A 20,996-nucleotide genomic window follows, 5' to 3' on the forward strand; every position below is an offset into this window, starting at 1 on the left:
GAATGAAACGATAGAGGAAATTTTTTGACGCTATAAAGGAATTTGCAGACAAAAGTGACCCTGCTTCTCGGGAATATCAAGCGGGGGAAGTGCTTTTTGAGTTACTTTATTTAACGAATGAAAAAAAACATGGAGAACCGAGCAAGAGATTTTGGAATATCCTATGGTCAATATGGATTCTTTCCATTCTAACTGGCGAATCTGAATTTCGATTTTCTCCATCTGAATTAGCAGATTTGATAAATGTCAGTAGCATGATTGATGCCATTGTTTACGCGCTTAACTATAAACCTTACAGGTAGTTTGGATAAGGAAAAGCTCGCTCATCTTTTGGATTCAGTTGTTGAAATGAAAGATGTGTTTAACAAACAAAAAAATATAACGATGGGAGTTTGGGACAATGAATTTAGAAGAACAAATAAAAATAGCTAATTCATTCCGTCATCAATCTGAACGTACGATAACAACTGGTGCGGAGCTAAGACCAGTCAATCCACCGCAAGTGAATAAGATGGAATATTTCATTCCGACATCTGCTGGTGAAACAAGGGTTTTGGTGTTCAAACCGATCGGGAAATCAGCACAGGCGTTGCCGGTATTTGTTAATTTACATGGTGGTGGGTTTATACTGGGTAGTGCAGAAATGGATAACCATTGGTGTCCAGTCATTGCAGATCGTGCGGAATGTATTGTCGTCAATGTTGATTATCAGCTTGCGCCAGAAAATCCTTTCCCAGTAGCTCTTTATGAATGCTACGATGTGTTGAAATGGCTTTATGAGAATCCTAACGAATTCCAAGTTGACCCAGAAAGACTGGCAATAGGGGGTCATAGTGCAGGAGGAAATTTGGCTACAGCTGTTTGTCTATTAAATATACAAAAAGGGAATCAACTTCCAATTTCTTATCAAGTACTCGACTACCCACCTCTAGATCTGGCAACTGATCCGGAACAAAAGCCAACATTTGAAGAAGCCATTCCACCAGATCTGGCAAGGCTTTTTAATGCTTTATATTTGCAGAACGAAGATCCGTACAATCCATTGGCTTCACCTATTTTTGCAGATCTGTCGTCTTTAGCAAGCATGCCACCAGCTCTCGTGATCACAGCTGAGAAGGATTCGTTAGCTGATGAAGCCGAACGCTACGCTGTGAAATTAAAAGAGGCTGGGGTGGATGTCACTTATAAGCAATATCTAGGGGTACCTCATGGCTTCACTCATTCAGGCGATTTAGAAATAGCTGAACAGGCTTGGCATTTAATGAGTGACAAATTAAAAGAGGCTTTTTATTCGTAAATAAAAAGATCATGGAGTCATTTCAAAAGGTCCATTATATATGCAAGAAAGCTTGGGAGATCCCCAAGCTTTCTCTGTGTTTTCTTCTACAAGTGTTTCGAGATTAGTTGAAACGGATGATTTAAAACAGCTTACCTAAACCGCTCTTAGGCATCAATTTTTGTATATGTATTTAGTGTTGGCATCAATATCCCCATTCCTACTTCAATCAGGATTCGAGCCATCCTTTACACACATTCATCCATTGTTTAAAGCCTGAGAATTTCTCCAGCTCGTCTATCGTTAATTCGATGGCGCTGTTGCTACTTCCACATGCAGGGAAAACGGTTGTAAAGCGCTTCAATGATTCGTCCAAATAAACCTCTACACCATCATTTATGGCAAATGGACATACACCGCCAACTGCATGGCCGATGAGCGTTTCGACCTCATCTGGACGGATCATTTTTGCTTTTATGCCAAATTGCTCTTTGTATTTCTTATTATCAATTTTGGCGTCCCCTGCTACTACGATGAGTATCACTCTGTCGTCTACTTGAAAGGAAAGTGATTTTGCGATCCTTTCTGGCTCACACTGTAATGCTTCTGCCGCTTGTTCGACTGTTGCACTGCTCCCAGAAACTTCGATAATTCTTTCTTCCATCTCCCATTGTCTAAAATACGTTTTTACGTTTTCTATCGACATGATCCTTCTCTCTCCCTCATCATGAATGCTTTTCAGTTTTTTTCATTATATAGAAAATGTCCATGAGATACAACGAGCCCAAAGAGAATAGAAAGGCGGTTTTCACAGGAGAAAGATTCTCGCTCTATGACGGGGGTTACGCCATTCTGTGTTTGACACATTTTGTAAAGAGGGTTCTGACAAGTGGTCCCATGACCAGTAATTGCAATGGATAGGCGAAAATAAAATTTTTCAAGGCGATCAGCAAATAAGCACTGATCAAATGATGGCGATCAAAGCCATTCGTTACACCTGAAAGGATGAATCCAAAAGCAGACATACAAAGAACCATACCGATGACCATACAAGTCGTCATGGCAAGAATGACATTGATTTTCTTTGACTTGTCAAAAGGGATTTTAAATGCAATCTTTTTCGCAACAGGACCTACGATGAAGACATCTAATAAAAAGGCCACAATCAACGCAAGTGTAAATTCCAAAATAATGGTACTGATGGATATGTCATGTGTCGCATGGTTGCTGAGCAAATTGTAAGTAGACATGATACAAACCATTCCAAAGCACATCATGATGCCGAAGATCAAACTTTCTTTTTTATTTGTTGGCACGTCATTTCATTCCTTCTTTTCGTATTGGTGTTTAGTATAGCAATCGAAAAATCGAGTTCGTAAGTGACAATTTTGTGAACAATTTTATCTTTCTTTTTAGATTGGAGGTATCTCACAGAACGAATGACATGTTTTGGTGAAAAATCAGATATTCATTATCATTTTCGATATAATATAAAGAAAGAACAGTGTCTTAAAAAAGGAGCTACTTCAATGGAAAAAGAAACATTACAGGCATTTTGTCTTTCGCTAAGGGGAGCAACCCATGATTATCAGCCTGATTGGGAAGCTGATCGCTATCATATAGGTGGAAAGATGTTTGCGATGATGGGTGGAGATGCCAATCGGAAGCCAGTTATCACTTTGAAATGTGATCCCAGTCGTGCTGAAGAATTAAGAGACATGCATGAGGGTATTATTCCTGGATATTATATGAATAAAACCCATTGGAATTCAATTTACCTTGATGCGGACATTCCGCTTTCATTCGTAGAAGAGTTAATTGAACATTCCTACCAATTGGTTTTTCACAAATTAACAAAAAAAGTCCAACATGATATCCTCCATAAATATTCAAAAGAAATCGACTGAAGAGTAGTCGGCTTCTAACGATAACGTATGGAGAGAGGTCATTACGCATTTAATGAATCATAGGATCATAAGTAGGACATTAAAAAAATGGAAAGCTTCTTATTAGAGGCTTTCCATTTTACCGTAACAGGACATGTATTTGAGCATACCGATGATGCGATATAAAAATGAAAAAAACAACTTCATGAAATATTGACTTTCATTTATTTTGTCCTAATACTTTTGATAAAAGCCGTTCTGTCACGCTTGACCTGTAATGTTTTTTTAGCGTTTTGATTCAATCTTTCTACCAATGCATCAAGTGATTTACCTTCAAATGATGAAAATAGTGTTAAATACGCTTGAGCAATTGTTTTCGTTGCTGATGTGAGTTTGGTAGAATTGGCAATGTCTGATTTTAAATGTCCAATGTCAATTTTTGCTCGAGATTTTAACTGTCTTTTTAAATCGTTACTTTGCTGGACTCGTTTAATCATTTCTATTTCAGCATTCATATCTGGCATTTGTCGTTCCTCCTATAATCGCAGCCAACGTGCCAATTCTTGATCTTTGTCTTTAAAATTGTCTGCCATTTTTACAATGAATTCAGCTATTTCCTCGAGATCCTGTATCATATAATGAAGTGAAGCTTCAAAATTGTAGTGTTCTTCTTCATGATAAAAGAGTGGCGTGTTTTTATAAGAGTGTGGGGCAATCTCTAGCATGGCTTGATCCACATCACCCGGTCCAAGCTGATCAAATTGATCGAGTTTTGTTTTAAACTTGCTTGAGAGCTGATATGTTATTAGACTATGCTCTCTTGGAAACTCTTCCAATTCTCTTTTCATACTCTTTAAATCTTCTAAGGCTGAAGTGAGCTGTTCAGCCAATCTTTTCGCAACGGCTGGATCTACTTTAATCGTTTGACCATCCATATCTGTGTAAGAGGTCATTGTTTCTAAGTCGCGATTGTATACATCTTTGCTTCCATCGACATTGATAATATTTCCTTTTTGATCAAATTTAAAATTAGATTCACTGATGGCATGTGTATCATCCATACCAAGTGCTTGCATAATAAAGTCCGATGCAATAGGAATAAGGCTGCCCGACAAAGCAGCAACCTTTAAACGGCTTTTTCTCTTTTGCCTGGCGCTAGAAGGATCTTTTGTATAAATGGTCGTTCCGTTATGACGATCATATTCAAGCCCCCATCCAGCCCCAACCATGTCATCAGGATTAATGATTGATTTGTTCATGGCTTTAAAATCACCATTTTTGATTTTCTGTTGTGTTTCTTTGTCATGAAGTTTCACAATAGAAGGATTATTGAATCCGACTGAATAGATACCGTTAATCACACCAGCATAATCAGCCTCCGCCCCACCTAGAGAGTGACCCGTCGCAGAAATGACTGTATTGTGCCCAGTGTACTTCTTTTTAACTTCTTTGATGAGTTGATCAGATTGGTCGAACTGAGAGGTTTTTGTGATGAGTTTATAGTCACCGCTTGCTAGTTTAACTCTTTGTACATCATCATCGACAAAGCGCTCACCTTTACTATAAATACTCGACTCTTTTTTGATCATATATTTGATTTGTTCTTTAGGATTCTTTCCAGCAACGACGTTTCCACCATCTGCCTTAATGACATCTTGAATGAGCTGTTCATTTGGATTGGTACCAGCAAAACCAACAATCACATTGTCAGGCTCTTTCGGTTTCACCCATTTTCCTTTTTCCTTTTTTGCTTGAACGAATACATATGCATCAAGACCAGTGTCAGGGTCTTTTCGGATTTCATCAACAAACCAACTTGTAGTTTTACTTGTGACTACTGGCTTTTTCTTTTTGAATGCATAGTTTGCTGCTTCTGTCTTATAAGTAAAACCACTCATTGAAAAGTAATCTTTATCAGTTAAATTAGGAATTTGTTTTTTCCTATTCATGTATATAACTCTGCTCCTCTTGTAACATATTGTAAGAAAAAATACATAATTATCCTTGGATCTTTGGTTATTATAGCATCTAGAGGAATATATATGAAATGTGGAGAATGATAAAAAAGTAGAAGTGAAAACTAGTATTATTTGAGAAAGTAAAAGAGAGAGTAGAGAATTTTATTCAAACGAACGATAAGTATTTGGGGAATATTCACTTTAAATCGAGAATGGAGCCATTGAGCGGAATTTCAATATCAGGTTACTTGAATAATCATCAAGATAAAAATATATTGTGGAGATACGAGCAGACGAATAAGGTGATCTGCAATTAAGCGGAAAGAAAATCCAGGTGCGAACTTAGAATAAGTGGTTATTGAATCAGAATGTATTAAACAAGGTGAGAATAAATTCTGTAATTTTATTAAACAAAGACATACGTATAAACTTGTCTACTTCTTTTTTTCTTAAACGAATACTTCACTATTGATTTTGTCTACAAATCAATGAGAAGTTTCACTTGTGACTACTGGTTCTTTCTTTTTGGATACATAATTTGCTACATCTGACTAATAAGTAAAACCAATAATTGGAAAGCTATCTTTGTCCGTCATATTTAGAATTCTCTCTTTTTTCATCATATACTATCCCTTGGATTTATTGTAAGATTATGAATAAGAAAGGATGAGCGACCTTTGAAAAAGTTCATTTTGATCCTTATACTGGTTATTTTGGCAATGGGAGGCGTCGTTTTGAAACATAATCTTGAAGAAAAGAGTAAAGAAGAAGAATTAGTTCAAGAAGCTAAAGTTGAAATGAGTAGAATAATAAAAGAGAATTACATGAAAATTGAAAGTATAAACTTTAATGAGAACTATTCAATTAATCCCATAGGAACGATTGATATAGAAGGTTATTTGAATGGGGATAAAAGCCAGAAGTTTTTTGGATCGTTTAAAACAGATTCGAAGGAAATAATTTCTTTTGTAGTAGATGCTGAGGAAAAAAAGTAAGAGGCTCTTTGTAAAGGACATTAAAAAAGCTTAGGTAGCTTGTGAAAGATGATCTCTGTATTATATAGGGGTCATCTTTTTTCGATTTCATTGATATCTATAATAGTCATAGTAGATCACGCATTGCTTCATTTCCTTTTGAACATCTTCTAATGTTAATGTTAGACAAGTCTTAATTGAGGTTCCGTCTTTCAGATGGCAAAAGAACGATTCGATTAGGGCATTGTACCAACAAATTCCTCTCTTAGACATTGATTGACTTAGCCTTTCTATACGTTACGAGGTATACTGCGGTGTTCTTTTTTATACGATCCTTTAGAATGGTAATTTTCAATTGACAAATCAGACAATTGTCCTTACTATGTTCAAGTGCGGACAATTGTCCGATGAATAGAATCGTTGCTTATAACAGTAGAGATACTGAATCAACAGAAAACGGAAATGCATGTAGGTGAGATATCTTGGTAAAGGACATTGGAAAAGAGATCGAAGAGGTCGCCCTATCGTTGTTTAACGAATACGGTGTCGAAAATGTGAGCATGCATAAAATTGCGAAAAGGGCTCAGATCGGTCAAGGGACACTCTATCGTCGATATTCAAACAAGAGTGATTTGTGCTTGTCTTTATTAGAGAAAAAATGGGAACAGCTCGTCCCTGACTTGCATACTTACTTGTCGCAAATCAGTGATCAGCCTGTTCGTGATCGACTGCGATATGTCCTCGTTGAGCTCAACCTGATTGTTGGAAAACATTTAGATTGGTTCCGAATGCTTACGATTTCTGGAAACCTTGAGCAAACGAGTCGAGTGTATGATTGTGACTACAGTCAATCCATTAGGCAAACGATAAAGGACTTATTAAAAGAAGCGCAGGAAAAAGGAGAAGCGACAATTCAGGATGTGAATTTAACTACTTTGTTCATGTCTTCCCCAATCACACCTGAGTTTATGTTTTATGTCAATGAATCGGGTTATTCTATTAAACAAATTGCTGAATATGCAGTAGACATGCAGCTTCAGTCGGTCTTTCATTAGGCAACAAGAAATTTGTCCTGAAGTGGCTTGTTTCTTTTACACAGCTAAGCTTATTGATCCACATTAAAAAAATAAATGTAAGAGAAAAGGAGCCATTTTATATGAGTAAACATCAGACGACACCGTCTCACATCAAAACGTTGCCCATCATTATCTCGTTTATTACGGCTGGTTTTATTGGCTTATTTAGTGAAACAGCCTTAAACATGGCAATTAGAAATTTAACGTTAGACTTTGGCATTGAGCCAACGACAGCACAATGGCTGACAACAGGTTATTTATTAACATTAGGGATTCTTGTTCCAATTTCAGGATTAATTCTTCAATGGTTTACAACAAGACAGCTTTTTATCACCTCACTGATTTTTTCAATCGTAGGTACATTCATTGCTGCGGTTGCTCCGACATTTGGCATACTGATGGTAGCACGTGTTGTGCAAGCAGTCGGAACGGCACTCCTTTTACCCTTAATGTTTAACACCATTCTTGTGATCATACCACCACATAAACGTGGAAAATCTATGGGAATCATCGGGCTCGTGATTATGTTTGCACCAGCTGTTGGTCCAACTGTATCTGGTCTTATCCTAAAATCATTGACGTGGCATTGGATTTTTTGGATTTCACTGCCGCTATTAATCATTGCATTATTGTTTGGGATTGTCTTTATGCAAAACATTACTGAACCAACAAGACCAAAAATCGATTTTCTGTCAATTGCTTTGTCAACGATTGGCTTCGGTGGTATCGTTTATGGATTTAGTAGTGCAGGAGAAGGTGGAGGCTGGGGAAGTGTCCACGTTATTTTAGCTATTGTCATTGGTGTCATAGGAATTATTGCGTTTTCGCTTAGACAAACAAAGATGAAGGAGCCGGTACTCAACCTGAGCACATTTAAGTATCCAATGTTTGTCGTTGGTCTTCTTCTTATTTTTGTTTGTATGATGGTAATGCTTTCTGCAATGATGATTTTACCATTGTATTTGCAAACATCATTGGCACTATCAACATTTGCTGCTGGATTGATGCTTTTGCCAGGTGGCATCATCAACGGGTTGCTATCTCCGATTATGGGCGGGCTATTTGATAAATTCGGGCCCAAATGGCTTGTCATTCCAGGTCTTGTGATTGTAGTGGGTACAATGTATGGGTTTACGAACTTAACCATTGATACATCAGTTGGTTTAATTATCACATTGCATATTGCTTTAATGGTCGGTATTGCAATGATTATGATGCCGGCTCAAACAAATGGATTAAACCAGCTTCCACCTGAGCTGTATCCACATGGAACAGCCATTATGAACACCTTACAGCAGGTGGCAGGAGCAATCGGAACGGCAGTTGGGATTTCCATTCTTTCCTCTGGCTCACGTAGCTTTTTGCAGACGGTAGCAGATAAAACGAATCCAGAGAACGAGCTTCTCGCTTTTACAAATGGTGTTCAACATGCCTTTGTTTTTGCAGTCATCATGTCCATTGTAGGATTAGTGATCGGATTCTTTATTAAACGAGTGAAAGTGGAGCAGCCAGGTAGCTGAAGAAACGAGCACCAAGGGCCAACATATGACCCTTGGTGCTTTTTTTAACGCCATATGATTGGCAATGTGAATGAAACCAAGTATACTATTCTTTTACCAAATGATTAAAATATTGGACAGTTGACCCATTTTTGAAAAGAGGCGTAATCAGTTGTTCAATTCTACGAGTGAATATGTGTGTGCTCCCACTATTTCTATTTTACCTAGCTTTGGAATGGCAGGATCTTTGTTAATGATTTCCTCCTATATTCTCGTTAGCCTTTCCTTTCTTTTTGTCTGAAGAAAATAACTAACAAAAGGAGATTCAAATGAGTGAATATCGTCATACAACAAAAACTCATTCTAAAATATTACTAGAGATCTTCGCAGGTTTATCAGTCTTTTTCTATATTGGATTGTTCTTCATTTACATATTTAAGAGAAATGAGACGATCCCATTCCTCACCTCGTTATATATAACGGATGATTATGTCACACATTTACTAGTTGGATTGATCATTGGAGGTTTAGGAGCTGTACTTGCTTCAGGAATATGTTTGATTACAAAAACAACTGTTCCTGAAACAGAAGGAAGCGACTTACTTAAGCGAATGATGAAGACGCCTAGCGGTATCGCGACGATTTCGCTTGGTGCTGGTTTTTTTGAAGAGTTTTTCTTCCGTGGTGTGCTAATCGGTCTTTTTGTGGCTGATGTCCCTGCTTGGATTTTGATTATCATCAGTTCATTCCTATTTTGGTTGGTCCATGTACCGCAATATAAGGGACGTATCATATTACATGCAATCATTTTTCTTTTGGGTCTTGTTTTTGGCCTGTTGTTTTACTGGACTGGTTCACTAATCGCGCCAATGGTCGCGCATGCAGCTTACAATGTATGTGCGAGTATCTTTTTTATGAAAAAGGGAGATGGGACATCACAAAACAAATGAAGTTTCATTCAGAGAAAATATGCAACGAAAAGAAGCAAATGACTCATCCATTTGCTTCTTTTTTTTAGAAAGATTGACTATGTGGTAACTACACAGTTTAAAATAAAACCAATAAGGAGGGAGCAGATGCAGTATTTAACGAGTGGAGAAATGGCCAAGCTATTAAACATTACGAAATATACCCTTCGTCACTATGTTGATCAGGGCTTGATAAAACCAAGTCGAATTGATCAAAATGGCTATCAGCTTTATGGAGAAAAAGAAGTGTACATGCTATATCATATTCTCTTTTTAAGAAAAGTGGGGTTTTCCATACAAAGTATCAAATCTAGCTTTTCTAAAAAACATGATTTTCGTGACTCTTTCCAAGAATTACTTTCAACAACAGAACAGAAAATTCAAGAACTGAAACAAATGAAAGAAAAGCTCGAAGAAATCGTTCATTTTCAAAACAGTTTAGAGATAAATCATATTAGCTTTCAAGAGCGACAAATACGTTATTTAAAGAAAGTTCCACAACAGTTATTGAAAGGTGAGACGGAATTAAATCTTAAGCAAATCATTCATCAAGAAGAATATGATCTATCGGCCTTTGATGAAAGATACTTTCTTTTAAAAAGAGGAAGTCACAGGCCGATTTCTTATTATAAAAGCAATGAATACAATTTTGATGTCATATTGCCAGCAGGGAAATATGCAGTGAACAGTTTTTTTGTAGATGAAGAATCTCAAATCACAAAAGAAATGAATGCATTTCTAAATGATGCAGGCGTAGAGGGAAGACTTATGCATGCTGAATATATCATCTTGTATGAGAATATTCCTTTATCCGTAGCGCATCGAGATGCAATGGTATATTCGGTAGAAATATGTGCGGAAATATAACTACAATGACAGTTAATTGAATAGAGATAGCGAGGGACATGTGATGAAAAAAAGGAGATGGCTCATTTTCCTCATTGCATTGATTGCAATGGCTTCGTGTGTGATCATCTATGAGAACAGCTTTGATATGACAGAGAAACAAGTAACGATACACACAAAAAAAGGGAAGCTTTCTGCTGTTTTAACAACACCTGCGAAAGAAAGGGTGAAGGGAATTGTCCTTTTTGTTCATGGGGACGGGGCTCAAAATGCTTTATATGATGGGGGTTACCGCCCTTTGATGGAGCGGTTTGCAAAGCAGGGATATGCCTCCATTTCGTGGGATAAACCTGGAGTTGGCCAATCAGAAGGGAACTGGCTTTATCAATCAATGAATGATCGAGCCAAAGAGGTAGGGGAAGTCATTGATTGGGCAAAAAAACAAAAAAACATCCAATCAGATCAAATTGTCTTATGGGGAGCAAGTCAAGCCGGATGGGTTATTCCGAAGGTTGCTGCAGAGAGAACAGATATCGAAGCATCAATTCTAGTTGCACCAGCCGTGAATTGGTTGAGACAAGGAAGATATTATACGATTCAAAGATTGAAAAGTGAGGAAGCAACAGACCAAAAGATTCAACAGGAATTAAAGCGGGAGGATCAACAGGTCAAGTTTCTATTGAAAGGCGTAGCTTATAAGGAATATGTGAAGAAAACTGGGGAGAACGAGTTAACAAAAGATCGATATATGTTTATTCAGAAGAATGTATTAGCTGATTCGACAGAAGATTTAAAGAAGGTCACCTCTCCGATTCATTTGGTCTTAGCGCGTCAGGACCGAAATGTAGACTCACAAGAAACAAAGAAACGATATCAACAGTACGTACCTAAGACATTACTTACCGTAAAAACAATTGAAAATGTGGAACACTCTATGCTGAACCCAGTAATACAGCATTCAAAAACACTTACCTTTCTAGCGGCAGCTCTAGCACCGAAAGACTTGTTAATCAGTAAGGATTATCTTAATTATTGTGAAGAACTCATTAAGTATTTGAGGTGAGAAAGCTATAGTGTAAAAAGAATTGACTATATAAAGTGAGAAAAACACCTTTAGGCAAAAGGTGTTTTTCAGTTTCTCGTTTGATAAAAAAGTGAATCACACGCCCAGAAGATGAGACTACTCATGAGAACAGTGGAAACAGAAACATAACTGCGGGGCGCATTGAGCACTAGAAAGATGACCAATGCTGAAACAATTAGATAGGTAGTGAGATAGAGAAAGCTAAATTTTTTAGGTTTCCTATTAAGAAAAAACTGTATAGGAACAGCGAATATGAAATAAAAAACAAAAAAAACAGGAGTGTATAAAAGAATAAAACCAAGCGATAGATTTGCAAAGGATGATATGGATATACAAGCAAACAATCCAAGTAAAATAGAACTAATGGCTAAAGTAAGCATGATCTTAAGTATGTGTTTGTTCAAATTATATTTTGCAAACATTAGACAACGCCCCTATCATTTATCTAATATATTATAGCATATATTGGATATTTTGATGGTTCATATGTTTTTTAAGTCTTATGCCAGTCCACCGTTTGTAAAGATGTTTCAGCAATTTCACACCCTTATACATTTACACGATTCTTTTTGTCATCTGTGGCGAAGTCATTTACAAAAGAGGCAGAAGATTTATGAAAAGGGCGTATACGCTACTATTTGCCCTCTAAATAGCTGATTAGCTGTCAATTATGATTATTTAACCCTATATGTATTCAAGAACTTTCGCCTCATGATAAAGAATGAATGAATATTATAGAGTGAAATCTATAAGATAAAGATATTGGGTCAATCACATTCCTTATGAAAAGAGATGAAGATGGATGAACGTCAGTAAATGGTTAGGTGTCATGTTGCTTTCAGTATTGTTATTGTTCACAGCAAGCTGTGCAAACACAAGTGTACAGGAACGAGATAGTGATAACACAAAGAAGGTAACAAAAAATGAAACAAAAAACACAAGAGCTGTCGAGACAGGGAATAAAACACTTCCGAATGTCAAAGTGCTGGCTACTGGAGGTACAATTGCAGGTGCTTCTAGTGATGACACAGATACAACTGGGTACAAATCAGGTTCACTCGGAATAGATAAAATCATTGAGTCCGTTCCGCAGTTAAAAAATGTTGCCAATGTCAGCGGTGAGCAAGTCTCAAACGTGGGTAGCGAAAATGTAGATAATGCCCTTCTGCTAAAATTGGCTAAACGTGTAAATAGTCTATTGAAGGATGACGATGTGGATGGAGTGGTGATCACTCATGGAACCGATACATTAGAAGAGACCGCTTATTTTTTAAACCTGGTCGTACACAGTGAAAAACCAGTTGTTATTGTCGGATCTATGAGACCAGCTACAGCCATCAGTGCAGACGGACCACTCAATCTGTACCAAGCTGTCAAAATTGCCTCAACCAAGGAAGCAAAAGGCAAAGGAGTAATGGTGACACTTAATGACCGTATTGGCTCTGCTCGCTTTATTACGAAAACAAATACAACGACAACAGACTCTTTCAAATCACTTGAACAAGGGTATATGGGAGAGATTACTGGTGAAGTCGTATCTTTCTATAATGAGCCGACGAGAAAGCATACAACAGAAAGCGAATTTAATGTATCTCAGTTAAAGGAGCTACCTCAAGTTGATATTCTATATGCATATCAAAATGACCAAAAATACTTGTATGATGCGACAGTAAAAGCAGGCGTAAAAGGAATTGTCGTGGCTGGTGTCGGTAATGGTACCATGTCAACAGAAGCGATAAAAGGTGCCAAAGATGCTGTCAAAAAAGGTATTGCTGTCGTAAGATCAAGTCGTGTTGGTAATGGTATTGTGACACATGAACAAATGGATGACGAGAACCACTTTGTCTCGTCAGACTCATTAAATCCTCAAAAGGCTCGTATACTGCTTATGCTCGCTTTAACGAAAACGAAAGATCCTGAAAAAATTCAAACGTACTTTGAAAAATATTAGTTACAATAGAGAAAGACCTGATGATATGATAATCAGGTCTTTTTTGCATACTCGTTTTTATTTATTTCTGTTCAAGTGCTGAGGGATCTTCTCTATTTTCACTGCGTGTCTGGAGTGATGTTAATATGTCACGCCAAATTTGATCAACATCTGTTAAAAAATGAGCGGCTTTTGAAATATAATGCGTACGAACATCGGGAATGGTAGGAGCTAGTTTTTTCATCTCTTCAAATGGTGCCATCGTATCTTCTTCTCCATGCCAAACGTCGACAGGAACCTGAATATCTTTTAACTCAAATTGCCAAGGTTTTGTAAGCAAATCTGGCTCATTGATACATTCATCTACAGACTGGCGACATGCTTCATATAAATGTTGCATGATCAACTGTAGCTGTTCATCTGTCTGAAGAAATTGTCGATCCCATTCATGGAGATGCTTATTCCCATCTTTGGTTAATTTCATGAATTTTTCAGGTTTTTTCTCGATTAGTTTTTTTTGCGCACGATAGCTTGCTTTTAAAAGCCACGGCATTCTTTTACTAAGGAAAAAGGCCATCTTGTTTTCCTTCAGCATATTTTTTGTCGGTTTTCCGTCAGGGAAAGGTGTAGCACTTGAGACGAGAGCCGCAGAGAGAACGCGATGTGACAATTGATATGCACAAGCTGCTGCAAAAGCCCCTCCTCCTGATACCCCTAGCACAGAAAAAGAAGGGATTCCTAATACATCTGCCACTTCGTTGACATCTTCTGCCCAATCTAAAACCGTTCGATTCGGTTTAGCATCAGATAAACCAAACCCAGGCCTGTCTAAACTAATCAAACGAACCCCAAGCTCTATAGAAGTTGGGTCATCATCTAAAAACATGATACGAGAGCCAGGTGTCCCATGGAAAAAGAACACAGGAAATCCATTTTTGTCGCCATACTCGATGATTCCAATTTTTCGTCCATCCTTCAGTTGAATCACACTCATATTTCTCACTCCTTAATAGTTAATCTTCCTTAAATATTTGTCGTGAAGCCGCCATATCTATGGCGTTTCTGTTGCGATGGCATAAATTTTTTCATAGAGTGATAACAATGTTTTTAAATCCTCTTTCGGAAGCTTTGCATAATATTTTTTGATCATATACAGCTGATTTTTTTCAATCATCGCATGAAACTTATGCCCTCTCTGATCAAGGTCTACGAGGATCTCTCTACGATTATTTGGATTGATGGTACGCTTCACATATCCGAGCAATTCAAGCTTTGACACAAGCTGACTCGCTGCACTAGCCGATACAGAAAAATACTCGGCTAATTCATTGACTGTTCGAGTTTTCATACGCAGCAGTTCAAGAATGAGTTGCTGCCTTGTGGATAACTCTGTGAATTCATCATCCTTCATGAGATTTTTATAGTCTTTTACATAAATAGCACTAAGTGCATTTGAATACTCAATAATTTTCTGGCTGAAGTGAATGATTTCTTCATCCATTTGGCTCACCTCTTCCTCCTTAAATTATAGTATATGCAAAACATATAAGAAAGGTTAAATGTTAAGAAAAATAAAATTTAGAGTGAACCAAAATCTAATATGAAGATGTACTCAATACAATGAGATTAATTTAAGGGAAATTTAAGGTGTATTTGCTTATTTATGGAACTAAAGTCACTTTTAAAGCATTTTTCTATTTGACATAATATAGAATATATTTAGATGATTCGTTGAATCTATGAAGGGGGGAGAGTGGATAAATATGTTGATTCCTTACGATTTAGTAACGACAAAATTAAACCTTTGGTATACTGCAATCAAAAATGACCGAGTGGAGCAGGCTGAATCGATCAAACAAGAGGTTGAGAGTGAACTGAATCAGATGGAAGAAAATCAAGATGTTCTACTGTACTATCAGTTGTTGTTATTTAGGCATGAAATAATGCTTGTCTATATGAAATCTAAGAGTGTAGAAGAAATAAAGCCATCTTATGAGGTATTGAAGAAAAAGGAAAATAAATTGAATAAAATGTTAGAGTATTATTTTTTCTTTTTTATGGGGATGTATGAATTTAGAAGAAAAGAGTTAGTGACAGCAATTAGTGCCTATCAGATGGCAGAAGATCGATTGTCAGAAATTCAAGATGAAATCGAGCGTGCTGAATTTTATTTTAAAGTTTCAGAAGTCTTTTATTATATGAAACAAACGTACTTTTCTCTTAACTATACAAAAAGAGCTTTAAAAATCTATAAAAAATATGATACGTATAAAGATCGCATCATTCATTGTCGCTTTATCATTGCAGGTAATTTAATGGATGTTCTCGATAATGAGAAGGCAATTAGAGAATTGAAGCTGGGTCTACAGGAGGCGCATGAAACAGGTAGAAGGCACTTGATTGCAACGATTGAACTGAACCTAGGCATTGCATATCGGATTGTAGGAAAATATGATGTAGGATATGCTCATCTTTTAAGAGCACTTGAGATTTTTAATGTAGAAGGGCATAGTTTCAAAACGAAAACTTTATTTAATTTAGCTCACCTACTTCTTCAAAAAAACGATTTTAAAGAGGCTAAAGTTTATTTTAAAAAGGGATATGAACGAGCCAGAACCCTAGAAGACAAAGAATATATTGAAAAATTTAAGTTAATCGACGGACTCTATTATAAAGACGATACATCACTCATAGACGAAGCTCTTTCCTATTTTAATTACAATCGACTCTATGCAGATATTGAAGAATATTCAAATGAAGCAGCCGATTTATTTTTCAAAAGAGGAGATCAGGCACTATCTGCTGAATATTATCGTAGGGTAATTTTAGCTAGAAATCAAATTAAAAAAGGAGAGTTTATGTATGAACCGAAAAGTAGTTATCTCAATTTTGATGATTACAATGGGCGTGGCTACATTTGTGATTAATCAATTTAACTATATAGATGTTGGTGAGAACACAAGTACATTATCAGATCGTTTTGGTTCATAATCAAAGAGCATATCATTATGCTCTTTTTTTATTTAATAGAATTCTGTTTTCGATTCTTATTGGTTATTTTTAGAATGGGGATATATTTCAAACCTTAACAAAAAAACCATTGCTTTTTGATTGTAGGATCGGTAAAATCCTTTTATAATAAAAAATAAACCAACTGGTCGGTTTTATTGGATCGATTCTAGCAAATTATTTGTGATGGAGTCGAGCTTTGATTCTCGAATGCAAATAAAAACTAGGTATATGAAAGGAAATGTGAGATGACAAGTGCTCAAGCCGGGATCGGAAAAAGCGAAAAGACAAAGCAAAGACTGATATCCACTTCGCGTGATTTATTTGCAAAGAAAGGATATTCAGAAACGTCGATTCGAGATATTTTAGAGGCGGCAGAGATGAGTAAAGGAAACCTCTATCACCATTTTAAAGGGAAGGAGTTTCTCTTTCTTCATATTATGGAAGAAGATCATCGGGTCATGATGGAAGAATGGCAAGTAATGAAACGAGACATGAAGGATGCTGCTCTAAAGTTATATGGTTTTGCAGAATTGCTGAGTCGAATGACGATCAATTATCCATTAATGAGAGCGAGCGAGGAATTTTATGCGAGTGCGTTTACATCTGAAGAAGTAGTGGAGCGGCTCAACAAAATAGATATTGAATTTGATGATGTGATGAGAGAGATTCTGATAGAGGGCAACCAAGATGGGAGCTGGACGATTCACAATGTTGAATCAAAAGTGAAAATACTTTTATCCGTATTTTACGGCTTGGATGTTTTATATAAAGACGATACCATTCACCAAAGAAAAGAATTACAAAAAGAAGCTATCTCCATGTTTATTCATGGTTTCGTCAACTGATGAGGCGTAAGCTTGCCCTTTTACGAAAATGAATAGGATAAGGAGATATGATAAAGGAGAAACAACATGCAAAAGCCGATAAAAGAACAAAAAGTGGTATTGATCATTTTATTAAGTAACATATTCATTGCTTTTCTAGGAATCGGTTTAATCATTCCTGTCACGCCGTTATTCATGAAAGAGATGCATTTAACGGGAAGTACAATGGGATATCTCTTTGCTGCGTTTGCCGTCGCACAATTAATTGCGTCGCCTTTTTTAGGAAGGTGGGTTGATCGCTTTGGCAGAAAAATCATCATTGTGATAGGACTATTTCTGTTTGCGTTATCTGAATTAATATTTGGATTAGGCACGCATGTGTCCATTTTATATATAGCAAGGATTTTGGGAGGTGTGAGTGCTGCATTTATCATGCCAGCTGTCACAGCCTATTTAGCTGATATTACGACAATTCAAGAAAGATCAAAGGCAATGGGATATCTATCAGCTGCAATCAGCACAGGCTTTATCATTGGGCCTGGAATAGGAGGATTTATTGCAAATTACGGTGTACGCATGCCGTTTTATTTCGCAGCAGGTATTGCTTTTATTGCTGTGATCTCTTCTATTTTTATGCTAAAAGAGCCATTGTCAAAAGAAGAACGTACAAAGCTATTAGAGAATTCAAAGCAGTCTTCTTTCTTTAAAGATCTGAAAAAGTCCATTCATCCTAATTATTTAATCGCTTTTATTATCGTTTTTGTCCTAGCGTTTGGTTTAGCAGCCTACGAGACTATATTTAGCTTATTTACAAATTATAAATTCGGTTTTACGACAATGGACATTGCCGTCATAATAACCGCTAGTTCAATTGTAGCTGTTATTATTCAAGTGTTAGTATTCGGCAAACTCGTCAATCATCTTGGAGAGAAAAAAGTGATTCAGCTTTGTCTCATTATTGGCGCTGTATTAGCCTTTGGTTCTACTATCGTTTCAGGGTTCATTGTTGTGCTTATCGTAACATGTGTCATTTTCCTAGCGTTTGATTTATTGCGTCCTGCACTGACCACGTACCTATCAAAAGTAGCAGGAAACCAGCAAGGATTTGTCGCCGGAATGAACTCAACATATACAAGCTTAGGAACCATTTTTGGTTCAGCTTTAGGTGGCACCTTATTCGATGTGAATATTCATTTTCCGTTTCTCTTCGCAGGAGTGGTCTTGTTTATCGGTCTTGGCTTGACCCTAGTGTGGAAAGGGAAAGTGGGCGACGTTTCAAATAGCTGAGCGAAAGGGTGTACTGAAAGTGTACATTGAGCCGTTGCGTTTTATCAAAAATGGGCTTTGTGGAGGAAGGACGCAAAATAAAAGAGTTTCTACTGAATGAAAATGAATATGTGGATGATATCCTTATGTACAAATTTGTAGTGCGGTAACAATTCTTGCACCTGCTCAAATGAAAAGGTTAACTTCATTGGATGTTCATATGCTTCAATCTTTTCTAATGAAAATAGATTGCTCCGTAAAAGAGTCTCGGAAAGATCGAGCTCTTTTTTAAAATATGTCATTGTATTTTTATGTTATATTTTGTATAATAATTCAAAATATAACCAATGTGCAACTCGAATGTTATGTGGTCGTTCATTGAGAAGTTGGGGGAACGCAGGTGGCAAGTTATGAGTTTTATCACTTTTCTCGAAATATTCGAGATGAATTACAGCCTTTGTACAAGTCAAATAATTATCGAGGAATCATTGGTCTTTTGTATGATTATGTCATGATTGCCATTGCAATTCTATTAGGTGAATATCATGCTGGTTTTTACGCCTTATCCGTCCTGATCATTGGCTCAAGACAACGGGCGTTGGCAACAATTCTACATGATGCCTCTCATTTATGTTTAGCTAAAAACAAAACACTCAACCGCCTGTTAGGGACGTATTTTTCAGGTTACTTAATTGGTCAGGAGTTTCATATTTACCGAGATTCTCATGTGAAGGGACACCATATGCATTTAGGAGATCCGAATAAAGATCCAGATTATCAATATCATTTAGAAGTGGGATTATATCGATTAAAAAACAGTCAACACTTCCTCATCAAATATGTCCTAAAACCATTGTTTTTAATCAATATTTTTAGTTATGCTTTATATGTTTTTAAGCACCGAATGATGCAATTTAGAAAGTACCCCAAACATTATGCGCAAATGATCATGATGTGGCTTATCATTAGTGCCGTTCTTTTGTATTTTCATCTGTTTTTGTATGTCATACTTTATTGGATTATTCCATATTTCACAGCATTTATGGTGATTGGCTGGTTTATTGAGATCGCTGAGCACTACCCGCTTGTGCTAGACAATAAGAAAAGCATTCAAATGACACGAAACAGATTCAGTCATTGGATTGAAGCATTCTTTTTAAGTATTCACGCGGAAAATTATCATTTGACTCACCATCTCCAAGCAAGTATTCCATATTGGAACATAGCGAAGGCACATCAAATTATGATGAAGGATGCTAAATATGAGGAGCTGAATCAAAAAATGGGCGGTGTGTTCATCTCATCAAATCGCAATGAGCCGTTAATCCTCGATTTAATAAGAAATCAAAAACTACCAATTAACCAATCTTTGAGGGAGCACACATGAAAAATACATATATTCTAGGAATATTTCTGGCGTTAGGCGCTGCGATATTAAATGGAAGTGTTGGCATTATGAGTAAGGGGCTGTTTGTGAGTAATCTAACGCCTACAGCAGTCTCTTTTTACAAATGCTTGATTGCTTTGATTGCCCTATCGATGTTCTTCTTATTTCACTCAGACTTTCGAAAGCAGGTCATACGTTTAAAAAAGCATGTGAAGGCGATCGCACTTTGCTCATTTCTAGGCATTTTTGTTTTATATTATTTTGAAACAACGGCTTATCATTATGCGGTTGTTCCTTTTGTGGTATTTATGCTATTAGGTTCGGCTGTTTTCACAACATTTATTTTTAGTTCGATCTTATTAAAGGAACGAAAGAATACACTCAAGTTTGTCGGGCTATTTCTACTAATTATTGGTTTAAGTGTGATGGCCATTGCAGAAGGGGCAGCATCTGGCCAAATTTCACTTGGCGCTATATTGGCATGTGTTGCAGGTGTTGGTTATGGATTGTTTTTAGTGTTGACGAAAAAGTTCTCCTTAACAGGTGGTCTGGCACTCATTTGGTATTTGATGCTGTTTGGTGTTTTTTATTTATCCATTCCATTTTACGTTGAAGGTTTCACCGTTCCAGAAGTCAACACGTATCCGACGTTACTTGCACTGGCGATCTTTCCAACCATCGGTGGATTTTATTGCACAACCAAGGCATTGCAATACTTAGAAGCCAATAAGGTACAATTTTTGGAGCTCACTGAGCCTATTTTCGCGACGGTATTTGCTTTCATCATCTTAAGAGAAACGGTGCAAGGCATAGAATGGTTGGGATCATTTTTGATTTTAATCGCCATCTATATATCTGAGTATTCTCCGCAAGAAAAAAAGCAGGTTGAAGCGTGGAAAGATCGGCTGTGGAAACAAAAAGCAAAATAAGAAAGAGAAAGCACCTGTGAAATGAATAGGTGCTTTTGTTTCTGCTTTCTATCGGTTCGATATTGAAAATAGCACACTTTC

21 protein-coding genes and 2 pseudogenes are annotated in these 20,996 nt (G+C 36.9%); 15 read left to right on the top strand and 8 right to left on the bottom strand.

The genetic code is table 11. The annotated features are described in order from the left end of the window. Nucleotides 1-400 precede the first annotated feature (400 nt). The gene (locus ACQKEZ_RS17605; RefSeq protein WP_427303008.1) at nucleotides 401-1,297 is read left to right on the top strand and encodes an alpha/beta hydrolase; all 897 of its coding nucleotides are present in this window, start codon (nucleotides 401-403) and stop codon (nucleotides 1,295-1,297) included. Nucleotides 1,298-1,505: 208 nt separating this feature from the next. On the opposite strand, the gene ACQKEZ_RS17610 is transcribed toward ACQKEZ_RS17605, so the two are convergent. Together ACQKEZ_RS17610 and ACQKEZ_RS17615 are read right to left on the bottom strand one after the other, a co-directional pair. After that, nucleotides 1,506-1,982, bottom strand: coding sequence for a YbaK/EbsC family protein (locus ACQKEZ_RS17610; protein WP_427303010.1), 477 nt, complete (start codon nucleotides 1,980-1,982; stop codon nucleotides 1,506-1,508). Between the two features lie 136 nt (nucleotides 1,983-2,118). Then, the gene (locus ACQKEZ_RS17615; protein ID WP_427303012.1) at nucleotides 2,119-2,592 is read right to left on the bottom strand and encodes a DUF2798 domain-containing protein; all 474 of its coding nucleotides are present in this window, start codon (nucleotides 2,590-2,592) and stop codon (nucleotides 2,119-2,121) included. Between the two features lie 213 nt (nucleotides 2,593-2,805). Between ACQKEZ_RS17615 and ACQKEZ_RS17620 the strand changes: the two genes are divergently transcribed. Beyond that, nucleotides 2,806-3,183: an MmcQ/YjbR family DNA-binding protein gene (locus ACQKEZ_RS17620; RefSeq protein WP_427303014.1), complete on the top strand. Its 378-nt coding sequence runs from the start codon at nucleotides 2,806-2,808 to the stop codon at nucleotides 3,181-3,183. A gap of 203 nt (nucleotides 3,184-3,386) precedes the next feature. Here the strand turns inward: ACQKEZ_RS17620 and ACQKEZ_RS17625 are convergent, their stop codons facing one another. Together ACQKEZ_RS17625 and ACQKEZ_RS17630 are read right to left on the bottom strand one after the other, a co-directional pair. Further along, on the bottom strand, nucleotides 3,387-3,686 hold the full coding sequence (locus tag ACQKEZ_RS17625) for a hypothetical protein (protein ID WP_427303016.1): 300 nt from the start codon (nucleotides 3,684-3,686) through the stop codon (nucleotides 3,387-3,389). A gap of 12 nt (nucleotides 3,687-3,698) precedes the next feature. Next, a complete protein-coding gene (locus tag ACQKEZ_RS17630) occupies nucleotides 3,699-5,111 on the bottom strand; it encodes a lipase (protein ID WP_427303018.1) in 1,413 nt (470 codons plus the stop codon). 686 nt (nucleotides 5,112-5,797) lie between these two features. Between ACQKEZ_RS17630 and ACQKEZ_RS17635 the strand changes: the two genes are divergently transcribed. After that, nucleotides 5,798-6,115: a DUF1433 domain-containing protein gene (locus tag ACQKEZ_RS17635; RefSeq protein ID WP_427303020.1), complete on the top strand. Its 318-nt coding sequence runs from the start codon at nucleotides 5,798-5,800 to the stop codon at nucleotides 6,113-6,115. Between the two features lie 87 nt (nucleotides 6,116-6,202). Here the strand turns inward: ACQKEZ_RS17635 and ACQKEZ_RS17640 are convergent. Continuing rightward, nucleotides 6,203-6,379, bottom strand: a pseudogene (locus ACQKEZ_RS17640) (IS3 family transposase); the annotation flags it as partial. 197 nt (nucleotides 6,380-6,576) lie between these two features. Here ACQKEZ_RS17640 and ACQKEZ_RS17645 point away from each other — a divergent pair. The 5 genes from ACQKEZ_RS17645 (at nucleotide 6,577) to ACQKEZ_RS17665 (ending at nucleotide 11,546) form a co-directional block, all read left to right on the top strand. After that, complete coding sequence (locus ACQKEZ_RS17645) at nucleotides 6,577-7,149, top strand: TetR/AcrR family transcriptional regulator (RefSeq protein ID WP_427303022.1); 573 nt, start codon at nucleotides 6,577-6,579, stop codon at nucleotides 7,147-7,149. Between the two features lie 101 nt (nucleotides 7,150-7,250). Beyond that, nucleotides 7,251-8,690 (top strand): DHA2 family efflux MFS transporter permease subunit, encoded by a 1,440-nt coding sequence (locus ACQKEZ_RS17650; protein WP_427303024.1) that lies wholly within the window; start codon nucleotides 7,251-7,253, stop codon nucleotides 8,688-8,690. 308 nt (nucleotides 8,691-8,998) lie between these two features. After that, nucleotides 8,999-9,619 (top strand): CPBP family glutamic-type intramembrane protease, encoded by a 621-nt coding sequence (locus ACQKEZ_RS17655; RefSeq protein WP_427303026.1) that lies wholly within the window; start codon nucleotides 8,999-9,001, stop codon nucleotides 9,617-9,619. A gap of 126 nt (nucleotides 9,620-9,745) precedes the next feature. Further along, nucleotides 9,746-10,504 carry a MerR family transcriptional regulator gene (locus tag ACQKEZ_RS17660; protein WP_427303028.1) on the top strand — a complete coding sequence of 253 codons (759 nt, stop codon included), beginning with the start codon at nucleotides 9,746-9,748 and terminating at the stop codon, nucleotides 10,502-10,504. Between the two features lie 43 nt (nucleotides 10,505-10,547). Further along, entirely contained in the window at nucleotides 10,548-11,546 is a 999-nt protein-coding gene (locus ACQKEZ_RS17665) for an alpha/beta hydrolase family protein (RefSeq protein ID WP_427303030.1), read from the top strand. A 68-nt stretch (nucleotides 11,547-11,614) separates the two neighbouring features. On the opposite strand, the gene ACQKEZ_RS17670 is transcribed toward ACQKEZ_RS17665, so the two are convergent. After that, nucleotides 11,615-11,989 (bottom strand): UPF0715 family protein, encoded by a 375-nt coding sequence (locus tag ACQKEZ_RS17670; RefSeq protein WP_427303032.1) that lies wholly within the window; start codon nucleotides 11,987-11,989, stop codon nucleotides 11,615-11,617. Nucleotides 11,990-12,369: 380 nt separating this feature from the next. Here ACQKEZ_RS17670 and ACQKEZ_RS17675 point away from each other — a divergent pair, with 380 nt between their 5' ends. Next, the gene (locus tag ACQKEZ_RS17675) at nucleotides 12,370-13,518 is read left to right on the top strand and encodes a type II asparaginase (RefSeq protein WP_427303034.1); all 1,149 of its coding nucleotides are present in this window, start codon (nucleotides 12,370-12,372) and stop codon (nucleotides 13,516-13,518) included. A 61-nt stretch (nucleotides 13,519-13,579) separates the two neighbouring features. On the opposite strand, the gene ACQKEZ_RS17680 is transcribed toward ACQKEZ_RS17675, so the two are convergent. Further along, nucleotides 13,580-14,491, bottom strand: coding sequence for an alpha/beta fold hydrolase (locus ACQKEZ_RS17680; RefSeq protein WP_427303036.1), 912 nt, complete (start codon nucleotides 14,489-14,491; stop codon nucleotides 13,580-13,582). Nucleotides 14,492-14,548: 57 nt separating this feature from the next. Then, complete coding sequence (locus ACQKEZ_RS17685) at nucleotides 14,549-14,998, bottom strand: MarR family winged helix-turn-helix transcriptional regulator (protein WP_427303096.1); 450 nt, start codon at nucleotides 14,996-14,998, stop codon at nucleotides 14,549-14,551. A gap of 262 nt (nucleotides 14,999-15,260) precedes the next feature. Between ACQKEZ_RS17685 and ACQKEZ_RS17690 the strand changes: the two genes are divergently transcribed. The 6 genes and pseudogenes from ACQKEZ_RS17690 (at nucleotide 15,261) to ACQKEZ_RS17715 (ending at nucleotide 20,915) form a co-directional block, all read left to right on the top strand. Beyond that, on the top strand, nucleotides 15,261-16,424 hold the full coding sequence (locus ACQKEZ_RS17690; RefSeq protein WP_427303038.1) for a Rap family tetratricopeptide repeat protein: 1,164 nt from the start codon (nucleotides 15,261-15,263) through the stop codon (nucleotides 16,422-16,424). 330 nt (nucleotides 16,425-16,754) lie between these two features. Continuing rightward, nucleotides 16,755-17,354: a TetR/AcrR family transcriptional regulator gene (locus ACQKEZ_RS17695; protein ID WP_427303039.1), complete on the top strand. Its 600-nt coding sequence runs from the start codon at nucleotides 16,755-16,757 to the stop codon at nucleotides 17,352-17,354. Nucleotides 17,355-17,420: 66 nt separating this feature from the next. Beyond that, a complete protein-coding gene (locus ACQKEZ_RS17700) occupies nucleotides 17,421-18,620 on the top strand; it encodes an MFS transporter (protein ID WP_427303041.1) in 1,200 nt (399 codons plus the stop codon). Between the two features lie 47 nt (nucleotides 18,621-18,667). After that, a pseudogene (locus ACQKEZ_RS17705) lies at nucleotides 18,668-18,769 on the top strand (GNAT family N-acetyltransferase); the annotation flags it as partial. Between the two features lie 230 nt (nucleotides 18,770-18,999). Beyond that, the gene (gene gntB / locus ACQKEZ_RS17710) at nucleotides 19,000-19,986 is read left to right on the top strand and encodes a guanitoxin biosynthesis L-arginine gamma (S) hydroxylase (RefSeq protein WP_427303043.1); all 987 of its coding nucleotides are present in this window, start codon (nucleotides 19,000-19,002) and stop codon (nucleotides 19,984-19,986) included. Continuing rightward, nucleotides 19,983-20,915 carry a DMT family transporter gene (locus ACQKEZ_RS17715; protein ID WP_427303045.1) on the top strand — a complete coding sequence of 311 codons (933 nt, stop codon included), beginning with the start codon at nucleotides 19,983-19,985 and terminating at the stop codon, nucleotides 20,913-20,915. Before gntB ends, ACQKEZ_RS17715 begins: the two co-directional genes overlap by 4 nt. Nucleotides 20,916-20,996: the final 81 nt, after the last annotated feature.

This window comes from Bacillus sp. NPDC077027 (assembly GCF_050269555.1).
Classification (GTDB): Bacteria; Bacillota; Bacilli; order Bacillales; family Bacillaceae; genus Bacillus.